The organism is Aquimarina megaterium XH134, assembly GCF_000520975.1.
GTDB classification, from domain to species: domain Bacteria; phylum Bacteroidota; class Bacteroidia; order Flavobacteriales; family Flavobacteriaceae; genus Aquimarina; species Aquimarina megaterium.
In genome coordinates this window covers 41,722-54,419 of record NZ_JACB01000006.1, presented here as the reverse complement: position 1 = coordinate 54,419, position 12,698 = coordinate 41,722, and the positions used below count along the sequence as shown (strand labels likewise).

Annotated in this window: 14 protein-coding genes; 5 read left to right on the top strand and 9 right to left on the bottom strand. The window is 33.1% G+C overall.

Annotated elements, in window-relative coordinates:
• Positions 1-11 precede the first annotated feature (11 nt).
• From Z053_RS0107045 to Z053_RS0107035, 3 genes are read left to right on the top strand one after another with little or no spacing between them, the layout of a single operon-like run.
• A complete protein-coding gene (locus Z053_RS0107045) occupies positions 12-533 on the top strand; it encodes a hypothetical protein (protein WP_035095417.1) in 522 nt (173 codons plus the stop codon).
• Positions 534-552: 19 nt separating this feature from the next.
• Complete coding sequence (locus Z053_RS0107040; protein ID WP_025664336.1) at positions 553-1,218, top strand: hypothetical protein; 666 nt, start codon at positions 553-555, stop codon at positions 1,216-1,218.
• Positions 1,199-2,203 (top strand): 2-hydroxyacid dehydrogenase, encoded by a 1,005-nt coding sequence (locus Z053_RS0107035; protein ID WP_025664335.1) that lies wholly within the window; start codon positions 1,199-1,201, stop codon positions 2,201-2,203. Before Z053_RS0107040 ends, Z053_RS0107035 begins: the two co-directional genes overlap by 20 nt.
• Here Z053_RS0107035 and Z053_RS0107030 read toward each other — a convergent pair.
• The 7 genes from Z053_RS0107030 to Z053_RS0107000 all read right to left on the bottom strand — a co-directional run bounded on the left by Z053_RS0107030 (position 2,192) and on the right by Z053_RS0107000 (position 8,514).
• Positions 2,192-2,605, bottom strand: coding sequence for a DUF6691 family protein (locus Z053_RS0107030; RefSeq protein WP_025664334.1), 414 nt, complete (start codon positions 2,603-2,605; stop codon positions 2,192-2,194). The genes Z053_RS0107035 and Z053_RS0107030 overlap by 12 nt on opposite strands.
• Before the next feature lie 4 nt (positions 2,606-2,609).
• Complete coding sequence (locus Z053_RS0107025; RefSeq protein WP_025664333.1) at positions 2,610-3,167, bottom strand: YeeE/YedE family protein; 558 nt, start codon at positions 3,165-3,167, stop codon at positions 2,610-2,612.
• 74 nt (positions 3,168-3,241) lie between these two features.
• Positions 3,242-4,654 (bottom strand): MBL fold metallo-hydrolase, encoded by a 1,413-nt coding sequence (locus Z053_RS0107020; protein ID WP_025664331.1) that lies wholly within the window; start codon positions 4,652-4,654, stop codon positions 3,242-3,244.
• A gap of 152 nt (positions 4,655-4,806) precedes the next feature.
• Positions 4,807-5,439 carry a Crp/Fnr family transcriptional regulator gene (locus Z053_RS0107015; RefSeq protein WP_025664330.1) on the bottom strand — a complete coding sequence of 211 codons (633 nt, stop codon included), beginning with the start codon at positions 5,437-5,439 and terminating at the stop codon, positions 4,807-4,809.
• Positions 5,436-6,215, bottom strand: coding sequence for a patatin-like phospholipase family protein (locus tag Z053_RS0107010; protein WP_035095413.1), 780 nt, complete (start codon positions 6,213-6,215; stop codon positions 5,436-5,438). Before Z053_RS0107010 ends, Z053_RS0107015 begins: the two co-directional genes overlap by 4 nt.
• Positions 6,216-6,229: 14 nt before the next feature.
• Complete coding sequence (gene cls / locus Z053_RS0107005) at positions 6,230-7,651, bottom strand: cardiolipin synthase (RefSeq protein ID WP_025664328.1); 1,422 nt, start codon at positions 7,649-7,651, stop codon at positions 6,230-6,232.
• Positions 7,652-7,677: 26 nt separating this feature from the next.
• Positions 7,678-8,514, bottom strand: coding sequence for a universal stress protein (locus Z053_RS0107000; protein ID WP_025664327.1), 837 nt, complete (start codon positions 8,512-8,514; stop codon positions 7,678-7,680).
• 161 nt (positions 8,515-8,675) lie between these two features.
• On the opposite strand from Z053_RS0107000, the gene Z053_RS0106995 reads away from it, so the two are divergent.
• Positions 8,676-9,659, top strand: a complete 984-nt coding sequence (locus Z053_RS0106995) for a hypothetical protein (protein ID WP_025664326.1) — start codon at positions 8,676-8,678, stop codon at positions 9,657-9,659.
• Complete coding sequence (locus Z053_RS0106990; RefSeq protein WP_025664324.1) at positions 9,656-10,621, top strand: glycogen-binding domain-containing protein; 966 nt, start codon at positions 9,656-9,658, stop codon at positions 10,619-10,621. Before Z053_RS0106995 ends, Z053_RS0106990 begins: the two co-directional genes overlap by 4 nt.
• A gap of 3 nt (positions 10,622-10,624) precedes the next feature.
• Here Z053_RS0106990 and moaA read toward each other — a convergent pair whose 3' ends face one another.
• Positions 10,625-11,629 (bottom strand): GTP 3',8-cyclase MoaA, encoded by a 1,005-nt coding sequence (gene moaA / locus Z053_RS0106985; RefSeq protein WP_025664323.1) that lies wholly within the window; start codon positions 11,627-11,629, stop codon positions 10,625-10,627.
• Complete coding sequence (moaCB, locus tag Z053_RS0106980) at positions 11,622-12,533, bottom strand: bifunctional molybdenum cofactor biosynthesis protein MoaC/MoaB (RefSeq protein ID WP_025664322.1); 912 nt, start codon at positions 12,531-12,533, stop codon at positions 11,622-11,624. The genes moaA and moaCB overlap by 8 nt, the downstream gene beginning before the upstream one ends.
• Between the last annotated feature and the right edge of the window lie 165 nt (positions 12,534-12,698).

Genomic DNA, 12,698 nt, shown 5'->3' with positions numbered 1-12,698 from the left:
ATTATAAGTAGATGAAACGTATACTGAAGATTATAGTATTTTCTGTTTTGATACTCTTTGCTGGGTTTTGGGTGTGGTATGAGTATACTTATTCTATGGATACCGTAATCCCTTTTGAAGTTAATGATGCTAATCTGGAAACTAAAGTCTTAATAGCTTCACAAGGAAGCAGATTTAAAGATTCTTTGGTTCAGGGTATCATTAGGCATTATCAAAATGATGTAGTTTATTTTAAGATAATAGATGTGTATACGATGTTTACTGTAGATATCGATAAGTGGGATGCTTTGGTTATTATTAATTCATGGGAGTATGGGAGCCCACCGAGAAACGTAAAAAAGTTTATCAAAAATCACCGAAGTCAATTAGATAAGCTCATTATTCTATCAACTGTAGGAAGTAGTAATATAGCCTTAGAAGATGTTGATGTGATATCTGGCGAATCTATTATCGAAAAAGCACCAGAATATACCAGCATAGTAGTAGAACGATTAGATAAAATTATAAAACCGAAAACCTTACATAAATTTTAATAACCTATACCAAGAAAATATGAACAAATTATATATATATCTTTTAATTATTAGTGGATTACTATACAGTTGTTCATCTAGTGAATTAGTCGAAAACTGGAAAAGCCCTGATATTGATACATTTGAAGCTCAAAAAGTCCTGGTTATCGGAATCACTCCAGATGAAAGCGCCCGAAAAGTATTCGAAAAGAAATTAGCAACAGAACTGAAGAAAAGTGGTGTTAATGCTGTAAGGAGTTTGGATTATTTTGAGAGTTCTTTTACAACTTCTCCAAAAACCGAAAAAGAAATGATGGCTCTTGAGTCTCAGCTTATAGAAAACGGCTTTGATGCAATTTTACTTTCTAAAGTATTAGGAGTCGAAGATAAAGTAACTGTTGTAAAAGCATATAGAAATCTAGATAAAACATTTGACAGTTTTAGAGATGACTATTACGAAAATCAAGATATATATTATGATGAAGATTATTATGAAGAATATCAAATTTTTCATGCAGAATCTTCACTTTATTGCATTTGCCCAGATAAAGAAAGAGAATTAATTTGGAAAGGATCAATAGATATCACAGAGCCCGAAAATATTAAAAAAGCAGTAACCGACTATGTTAAAGTACTGGTTTGGGCACTAAAGGGACAACAATTATTAATTATAGAAGAACTTACTAATGAAGATATTGATATATAGCGCCAAGGACTTTGAAATTCCCTTTCTTGAAAAGGCAAATAATGAAAAGCATCAAATTAAATATGTGCCAGAACGACTAACTCCAAAAACTGCTGAGCTCGCGTTGGGTTTTGATGCCATATCTATTTTCTCTGCAGATGATGGATCTTCTATGGTTTTAGAAAGATTAAAAGAGTTTGGAGTTAAATATATAGCACTTCGTTCTACAGGATATGATAATGTCAATATTAATACAGCTAAAAAGTTAGGGATCAAAGTGGCTAATGCAGCCGGATATTCTCCGCAAACCATAGCAGAACATGCAATAGCATTATTGTTAGCGCTTAGCCGTAAACTCATATCTTCTAATCACCAAGTAAGTACATATAATTTTTCGTTGAGTCACCTTGTAGGTTTTGATATCAATAAAAAAACTGTTGGTATTATTGGAACCGGTAGAATAGGAAAAACAATTGCCAGAATCATGTACGGGTTTAATTGTGAGATCATAGGCCATGATATATATGAAGATAAAAAATTAGAAGAAAAGTATCAAGTATCATATGCGACTCTTGACAATTTATGTAAGCAATCCGATATTATCTTTTTATGTACGCCACTCAATTCTCAGACGCATCACCTTATAGATATGGACCGAATTCAGCAAATGAAAAAAGAAGCGATACTTATCAATATTGCAAGGGGTGCATTAGTGCATACACAAGATGTATTGCAAGCTTTAGCATCAAAAAGTATAGCTGGATATGGCGCAGATGTGTATGAACATGAAAGCGGAATCTTTTTTTATGATCATTCTGAAAATAAACCTAAGGATAAAACACTACAACAACTTCTTGATTTACCTAATGTAATTCTTACGCCTCATCAGGCGTTTGCTACCAAAGAAGCACTTACTACTATTGCAGAAACAACTATTTATAATATTAATTGCTGGCAACAAAATGAGCCTGGTAAAAACGAATTAACCCTGGAGTTAGTGGGGTAGTTTGTTTTTAACTACTCCGTATAGTAAAGTACCCAGTATAGAAGAGATAAGTACGATTAAAATTGGTAAATACCCAGCTCCCAAAAGAGCAAACATAGGTCCGGGACATGCCCCTGCCAGAGCCCACCCTAATCCAAAGAAGATACCACCATATATATATCTTTTGAAACTTCTGTCTTTAGGAGCAAAAGTTATAGGGGTGCCATAAAATGACTTTATTTTAAATCTTTTTATAGTTTGAGTAATGATAATACCTAATCCTACCGCAGAACCAATGATTCCGTACATATGAAAGGATCCAAACTGAAACATTTCATAGATTCTAAACCACGATGCTGCTTCTGATTTGAATAAAACAATTCCGAAGAAAATACCAATACCTAAATATATAATTGAACGCATATGTTTAAAAAATTAAAGGAAAAATAAAATGTATCATAGTTAGTCCTCCAATAAAAAATCCAATCACAGCAATAAGAGAAGGTAGTTGCAAATTGCTTAATCCAGAGATAGCATGTCCCGAAGTACACCCGCCAGCATATCTGGCTCCAAAACCTACAAATAGTCCACCGATTATGAGTAAAAAGAGTATTTTAGGATCTGTTAAAGCTTCATTAGAAAATAACATATCAGGCATGTATTCTATTCCGGCACTATTAAACCCCTTGGATTGAAGGTCCGAAACTACTTTTGGATCAATAGATACAGAATTATCTACCGATAAAAAAGTATTGGCAATGAATCCTCCTATAATTACACCAAGTACCACAATCAGGTTCCATTGTTGAGCCTTCCAGTCGAATCTAAAAAAATCTGATGTTTTTCCTGCTCCACAGATAGTGCATATCGTTCTTAGATTAGATGACATACCAAATCTTTTCCCAACCATTAGTAACAAAAATAATACTAATGCGATTAGTGGTCCCGATACATACCACGGCCAGGGATTGTAAATCCAATTCATTATATTAATTTTTTGGCAAAGTAATTAAATTGAAAACGAGTTGTCTGTAACCTTGGTTACAAAACTGTTATATTTTACTTTACTGTAGATGGGCACACATAATCTGTAGTTTTAATGCCTACTTCTTTTATGTCCTTAAAACCTCCGGCTATATCTATAAGGTTATGAATACCACGACTTTTTAGTATAGATGCAGCAATTACAGAGCGATATCCTCCCGCACAATGTACATAGAAAGTTTTATCGGTAGGAAATTCAGCTAAATAATCATTAATAAAGTCCAATGGTGTATTATGTGCATCATCAATATGTTCTGCAGTAAATTCACTTTCTTTACGTACATCAAAAACAGGAGTACCTTCTTCTTCTAAAGCATTTTTAAATTCTAATGCAGAGATTGAAGTTAAGGTGTCATAGTCTTTACTTGCTTTTTTCCAGGCTTCGAAACCACCTTCGAGATATCCCAGGGTATTATCAAACCCTACTCGTGATAACCGAGTAATTGTTTCTTCTACTCTTCCTTCTGGTGTTACTAATAAAATAGGTTGTTGTACATCTGCAATTAAGGCTCCAACCCAAGGTGCAAATCCACCATCGATACCAATAAATATTGATCGGGGGATATGCCCTTTTACATATTCGGTCTGATGCCTTACATCTAGAACTATAGCTCCGGTTTCATTGGCGAGAGCTTCAAAATCATTTGGAGAAAACGGTCTTGTCCCTTTTTGAATTACTTCTTCTATATCAGTATAACCTTCTTTATTCATTTTTACATTAAGTGGAAAATATAAAGGAGGAGGCAGTAACCCATCGGTTACTTCTTTTACGAATTCTTCCTTAGTCATATCTGCTCTAAGCGCATAATTCATTTTCTTTTGATTCCCCAAAGTATCTACTGTCTCTTTCATCATGTTTTTACCACAGGCAGAACCAGCACCGTGTGCAGGATATACGATAACATCATCTGCAAGAGGCATAATTTTGGTGCGTAAACTGTCATAAAGTGTTGCTGCCAACTCTTCCTGAGTCATATGTGCTGCTTTTTGAGCGAGATCGGGGCGACCAACATCACCAAGAAATAAGGTGTCTCCACTAAAAATTGCATGATCTTTACCTGTAGCATCTTTAAGAAGATAAGTCGTACTCTCCATAGTATGCCCTGGAGTATGTAGTGCAATTATGGTAATTTCTCCTAGTCGAAATTCTTGCCCATCTTTAGCAATTGTTGCTTCAAAAGAAGGGTTAGCACTAGGCCCGAATATAATATCAGCACCAGTTTCTTTGGCCAGTGTTACATGACCACTTACAAAATCTGCATGAAAATGAGTTTCAAAAATATACTTGATTTTTGCATTATCTTCATCCGCTTTTTCTATATAAGGTTTAATTTCTCGTAGAGGATCTATAATTGCTACTTCACCGTTACTTTCTATATAATAAGCTCCCTGAGCGAGACATCCTGTATATATTTGTTCTATCTTCATGTATTCTATTTTTTAAGCTTTTCTTGATTTTAGGAAGAGAAGCTATGCATTTATTATTTATTTTTCAAAAATAATGCAATTATTATTGCAATACAGTAACAATTGTTACAAAGCTTGTTTAAAAGGGATTCTTTACTAAGAATACCAACAGCTTACATTTCTAATACTTCGATATTGTTTCTGTTAAGTTTAACAACACTTTTTTTCTCAAGTTTTTTAAGCAACCGGGAAATTACTACTCTAGACGTATGAAGATCATATGCAATTTGCTGATGTGTAGTATTGATAATTTTAGCATGACTGATTTTGGTTTTGTCCTTAAGGTATTTTAATAAACGATCATCCATATTTAGAAAAGCAATGCTGTCTATGGTTTCAATGGTTTCTACTAATCGTTTATGATAACTACTAAAAACAAAGGTTCTCCAGGATTTGTATTTTGTTGTCCATTCCTCCATTTTTTCGATAGGAATCATTACTAATTTGGTATCTGTCTCGGCAATGGCTTTAATTTCACTTTTATGATGTCCCAGGCAGCAAGATAATGTCATTGCACAGGTATCTCCTTGTTCTAAAAAATATAATAATAATTCGTCGCCATCATTATCTTCTCTAAGCACTTTTATAGCACCACTAATGATCAAAGGCATAGACTTAATATAGCTTCCGGGTTTGATGAGCTCAAAACCTTCGGGGATTTCTTTAAAAGTTCCTACCTGATTAATTTCTTCGAGCAATTCGTCTTCAAAAAGGTGACCGTATTTATTTTTTATTTCTTTAATCATCCTCCTAGATTTTTTAGGAATAATCCTAATTGTAATTTTGCTTCCTGATATCCAAGATCATATATTTTATCCAAGCTACTACTGCTAAAAATACCGTGATTAACCAATTTCTTAGGTTGAATTATAATATCGCATAGGTTAAACTTAACTTCGGCATTTGGCATAGCTCTAAGGTAATAGGCGCGTTGCATAACGTTGTATGAATGCTTAAAATCAGAAATTTTTGGTTTTCTGATCGGGGATACATCTACACCAATAATCAGGTCACAATGTTTTTTGAGCGATGATACCGGGAAATTAACCAAGATCCCACCATCGGCATATAATTCATTATTAATGGTTACGGGAGTAAAAACACCAGGAAATGCAGCAGATGCCAACAAAGGTTTTATCAACTCTCCTGTGTTAAATACTTTTGTCGTTCCCTCAATAAGATTAGTAGCTGTAACGAATAATTTTTTATGTAGGGATTCAAAGGAGTTTTCGGGGAAATAAGTAAGCAGGTCGTTATAAAATTTTTCAGAATCTAAAAAACCAGCTTTTTTTCGAGAGAACCGATTTAATTTGAATAAAGGGGTTTTGGTAAAGAAGTTTTTTATTTCCTCTGGAGCATAACCACCAGCATATAATGATCCTACAATAGCTCCTGCACTGGCACCCGAAACAAAATCGACAGTCATTCCGGCTTCTTCAAGGGCATGTATAACTCCTATGTGAGCAACACCTTTAAATCCTCCACCAGAGAGTACTATTCCTATGTTTTTAAATGCTTTCATTTTCATCAATAAATTTACAAAACCGGACTAAAGATTTTGGCAAAACCTTCTTTTAATTTTTCACTCCAGGGGCGTTGTATAAAAGTGTTAAAATCTAATTGCTTACTATTTTTAATATCTCTCAAAAAATCATCTCTTAATTCTATAGCAAAATTATCGTCGTAGATTACTGCATTTACCTCATAGTTTTGTTCAAAACTTCTAACATCCAAATTAGTTGTTCCTACAGATGATATGGTACTGTCGGCGACAATGGTTTTACTATGTAAAAAGCCTTCTGAGAATAGGTGTATTTTTACTCCCGCCTGTAGCAGATCTTCAAAATAGGAACGAATACACCATTTGACTATAACATTATCCGATTTTTCTGAAAGCAGTACCCTTACATCAATTCCGCTCATTGAAGCTACTTTTAGTGCATCCAGAATGGATTCTCCGGGGATAATATAGGGGTTTGTAATATAGATATAGTCTTTGGCTTCATTAATTATAGAAAAATACATCTGTTGGGTTGCCGAAAAATCAGAATCCGGGCCACTATGTACGATTTGAGCTGTAGAACCTTCTGTCTTTTTATATGTATGAAAATATGAAGTGTCCAGAACTTCATCATTAGCACTTATCATATACCAATCCATTGCAAAAATAGCCTGAAGACTATGAACAACGGGTCCGTTGAGTTGTAAATGCATATCATGCCAAACCCCTAAGTTAGCATCACCTTTTACGTATTTATCAGATACATTGATACCTCCTGTAAATGCAATCTTACCGTCTATTACTATGATCTTACGATGGTTTCTATAGTTTATCGATGATAAAAATTTACCAAATTTTATAGGCAAGAATTTATGGATTTCGACCCCGATGTTTTGTAGTTTTTTGATATACTTTTTACTCAAAGACATACTACCTATACCATCATATAATACACGTACTTTTACTCCGTTTTTTACTTTTTTCTGAAAAAGCTCGAAAAGATCAGATGTTAATTTACCTTCTTCAAAAATGTAATATTCTAAATGAATAAAATGCTCTGCACTTTCTAAAGCGTCAAATATAGCTTGAAAAGTAGCTTCGCCATTTTTAAGCAATTTCACGTCATTTCCTGTGCAGGGAGCGAAGTAAGAGTTTTTGGTAATTAGAGAAATGATTTTGTGGTGTTCTGCATATTCTTCTTCTGTTATTGAAGAATATTGATCCAATGCTTTTGCGATGTATGAAGTTACTTTTGATGTATGTTTTAATCGGAATAATTTATTTTTTCTACGATTTCTACCAAGCATTAAGTACAAAAAGATCCCACCAACAGGAATCGTAAAAATAGTAAGAAGCCAGGCCAATGTTTTTGTAGGCCGCATTCCATTTAAAAGGAGTCGTATAACAATAAAAATTCCTAACAGGATATAAAGCGTAGTAGCAATATATAATAACATTTTATTGTATGAGTTTTATAAACATATCAACTATGCATAATTAAGAGAGGTACTCGTGTTCCATAACTTATTTTAGACGTTTCTGACCCCTTAAAAAATCGATCTAAAAATGTTTCTCTTTTGATAAACATAGCCGTCATATCAATACCCATGATTTGCACAAAACTATTAATAGCTAAAGCAGTTGGTACATTAATAATAGAGTGAAATGTATGATTTATTTCTTTAAAAAACTCTTTCATGTGTTTTTTGTCATCAAAATCGGCTACAGTTACAGTATCATCTTCTTTAATTTTAAGAACCCGTAAAGAAGATTTATGTTTTATGATAGTATCCATTAAAGGCTCGATACCTTCTGTATTAAAATGATCCCAGTAGTCTATCGCATATAAAATGGTTTTTGGATCTTTAAATTTATGTCCTTGAGGAATGGCAATTATAGGGCAGTCTATTTTGCGAATAACATTAAGTGTATTACTCCCAAACACAACCTCTGATGCTCCTGTAGCACCATTTGTTCCCATAATGATTATATCGATATTCTTAGATTTAACCACTTGTCGTATGGCATCTATAAAGACATCATAATCAGTAATGGTATTAAATGTATAGTTTTCGTCTGGATATTGGTCGGTTAATTCTTCGACTATTTGACTAAGTTTCTTTTTAGCATCGCTAATTACCGATTGGTGTATTGTGGTATTAGCTGGAGCAGCCATAAGATCATCTGTAGTATACTTAGATGCTTTCTGTACATTAAAGAGGTGAAAAGTGCAAAGTTCATTTTTAAAAAACTCTAAAGCATAATGTATTGCATTTCTAGCATTGTCTGAAAAGTCGGTAGGGAGAAGGATATTTTTCATGTGTAAAAGATTTATAGTTCTAAAAATAAAGTAGATAGCATAAAACAACTATGATATCCGTCATGAATATCTATAAGGAAGCCTTCTTAAATATTGAAATAAAATTAGTGTTGAAGCTTCAAAAAGTGTAACAAGTATTTGAATTTAGGGTCTTATTTTTTATGAAGAGAACCCTAGTCGGCATACTATTATATTTTATTAATGTTATTGTAATTTTTGCATACGATAATAAGCCCGAGTTTTTCTCTGAAGATGATAACATCATTTTTTCTAAAGCTGAAATTTTAAACGAATATACAGCAAGGATTCCTTTTAAGCTTGTTGATCACCTAATAGTAGTCGAAGCAGAAATACAAAACAAGAAAGGTAATTTTATTATCGATACGGGATCTGAAGCATTGATCTTAAATAAAGTACATTTTTCTGATCGAGATCAGTATTTTAGTAAAAGAAAACAAACTTCTGGGGTGATTGCAGTTATAGATGATACATTCGAACAGAATGTTAAAGAATTTATACTACAAAACTTAAGTTTAAAGAATAGGGTTTCTGATATAGTTGATTTGGCTCATATAGAGAAAACCAAAAAAATAAATTTATTAGGCATAATTGGATATAGTATTTTAAAAGATTATGAAGTGTTTATTGATATGTATCTTAATCAAATTACATTAACCAAAGTAGATAAGTATGGATCTAGATTTGATAAAAATGTATATGCAGAGAAAATTATAGATAGTATAGATTTTAGATTAAAAAAACATACTATTCTGCTAGATGGGTTTATTGATGAAATAAAGGTTCGATTTGGATTAGATAGTGCTGCAGAGTTTAACCAGATAAATAAAAAGATAGGAAGAAAAGTACTTAAATATTTTTATCCTAAAAAGAGACTACTATTAACCGGCGCAGGTAATCATAGCATAGAGGTTATGGCAGGAAAATTGTTTCAGGTAAAACTAAGTGAAACTATTTATTTTGGTCCTATGAATACAATTTTAACTAATTTAAATAAGATGAACGAAGCTTTTGGAACTGATCTCGATGGAGTTTTGGGATACGAGTTTTTTCGACAAAAAAGAACTATAATTAATTATCAAAAAGAAAAACTGTACTTTGTGAAGTACCCAATTATAAGAAATTGAAAAAAAGTATACTATATATTATTTTTTTAATTCTTGCTATTGCAGGAGAGAGCTCCTATGCCCAAACCGAACCTTTTAAAGGATATAGAATAGAAGGAGATACATTAATATTTTCTTTTGACAAAAGAGATTATAAAAAAGTAACTACAGACGAATATGGAAGTATACTTGATTTTGAAGATCTTGATATAAAAAATGTTGTAGTATCTGGTGAGTTTAATAATTGGTCAAAAAGGAAATGGAGTATGATTCAAATTGATGAGAATCGATACGAACTCAAGAAAAAAATAAGCGATTTTACTGATGAATTCTCATGGGAATTTAAATTTGTAATTAATAATGCATATTGGGCAGAACCTTCGAGAAAAGATGGTAATATAGTTAGAGTAAGAAAAAATGGATATGTTTTACCTTCTTATAATCTAAAAATGTATACAGCTTATCCTAATAAAGAAGGTAATGTAACCTTTACACTTAATGGATATGAAAATGCAAAAAAGATAGTCTTGAGTGGGAGTTTTAATAAATGGAATGAAGATCTGTTTACGATGACAAAAACCGAAGATTGTTGGGAGTTAACATTAAAAATAAAACCAGGAGAGTATCAATATAAATTTATAGTTGACGGAAAATGGATTGTTGATCCCAATAACCCCAAAAAGAAAAGGAACGAATTTAATGGGTTTAATTCGGTAATTAATATTAAAGTTCCTGTAAAATTTACTCTTAATGGGTTTTTAAACGCCAAACAAGTAATCATATCTGGATCATTTAATGATTGGTCAAAAAAGAAGTATAGAATGACCCGAACCAAAAAAGGATGGATAGATACCTTAATGCTTTCGGGAGGTAAGCATCAATACAAGTTTATAGTAGATGGAAAATGGATTATTGACCCCGACAATCCTGTAAAAGAATATGATTTTCATGGAAACATAAACTCTGTTTGTATGGTTAGATAAATACTACCCTCCAATGGCAATCATGCTACGATTATTAGAATGCATATCTGATTGGTTAAATTTCTCCAATGTATCCATCCCATTGCGTACTTTAAATTTGGTTTGTACTGCATTTTGAATGATAGGGATTATTGATTCTCCTGCTCTTAGTTTGGTCAAAAGATCTGATTCTTTTGAAGAGAATAAACAGTTTTTTATCTGCCCGTTTGCAGTTAGACGAATTCTGTTGCAACCATCACAAAATGGATTGGTCACAGAGCTTATGATAGCAAAAGTGCCTTGATATCCTTTTATTTGATAACTTTTTGTGGTGTCATTAGGGGCGTCTTGGAGTTTTACAATATCATTCTTTTCGAAATTAGAATGTACTTTAGAGAGAATCTCTTGTAAGGAAACCAGTCTCTCCATATTCCATTGATTTCCATCAAAAGGCATAAACTCGATAAATCGAACATGTACAGGTAGGTTTTTACTCAAATTAATAAAATCAATAACTTCATCATCATTAAAACCTTTCATCAAGACACAATTCACTTTTACCAGAAAACCTTCTTTAACTAATAAAATGATATTCTGATACACTTTTTCGAAATATGATCTACGGGTAATTTCTTTATTTTTTTGAGTATCGAGAGAATCCAGGCTAACATTAAGAGTTTTAATACCACATTTTTTGAAGTGATCTATAAATTTATCTACAATCACGCCATTAGTAGTTAATGTTAATTGAACAGGAAGCGAGGAGAGTTTTTCCATAATAAGAGCAGCATCTTTGCGTATCAAAGGTTCTCCTCCTGTTAACCGAATTTTGGTAACACCCATACTTACAAATTCTTTGGCGATGGTATAAATTTCCTCATAGGTCATAAGGTGATCTTTAGGGGATAATTGAATGCCATCTGCTGGCATACAGTATGTACATCGAAGATTACATCGCTCTGTGAGCGAAATACGCAGGTAATTGTGTTTTCTGCCAAAGGTATCGGTAAGTATGTTTGACTTAGTCATGTCTCGCTCCTTTTAAAATTCTAAACACATGTAATACTTCAGGAAAAATAGCGTCCATAGACTCTTTTGCTCCATTAGTAGAGCCTGGTAATGCTAATACCAGGGTGTTTTTAATCGTTCCTGCTACACTTCTAGATAACATAGAGTAGGGCATACGATCTTGCCCATATTTGCGTACGGCCTCTTCGATACCAGGAATGGTTCGATCTAAAAGCGGTCGTAAAGCATCCGGAGTAACATCTCGTTTAGAGAGGCCGGTACCCCCGGTATAAATAATGAGATCTGCTCCTTGCTGTTGATACTGTTTTGCATTTTCCTGTATGATTTCGGCCTCATCGGGAATGATTACATAATCTAAAATATCAACTTCGCATTGCTCTAATTTTGCAATGATAGCTTTACCAGCTTTGTCCTCTTTCTTTCCTTCAGAAATAGTATCAGAACAAACAATAACAGCAGCTTTAAGATCTCTTCTAAATTTATCTTTATAATCAGATTTCCCTCCTTTTTTATTGAGCAATTTGATATGATGAATCTCGACACCTTTATCAATAGGTTTAAGCATATCATACATATTTAGAGCTACAATACTTGCTCCATGCATAGCTTCTACCTCTACACCGGTTTTATAAATCGTTTTTATAGTAACCAAAACTGTGATTTCTAATCCTTCAATGGTATACTCAATTCCAGTATATTCAATTGGTAATGGATGACAATCTGGAAGTAAATCCGGAGTCTTTTTTACACCAAGCAATCCAGCTGCTTTACTCATTGCAAATACGTCTCCCTTTGGAACAGTGCCTTGTTCTATTGCCTCTATAGTTTCGGGTTTACTAACCTTTACAATTGCTTGAGCTGTTGCAATTCTTAATGTAGATGTTTTATGAGTGATGTCTACCATGTTTTATATTTCAATTTTTATAATTAGCATTTCTATACTAACTATATTGGAATGCCAATCTGGGATACATCAGAATGGCAAACATATTATTTTCTATCTTACTTTGTTATCCCAGCGTAGGCTGGGATCCATAACGTGATCTAATCATGGCAATCAGAAACTAAA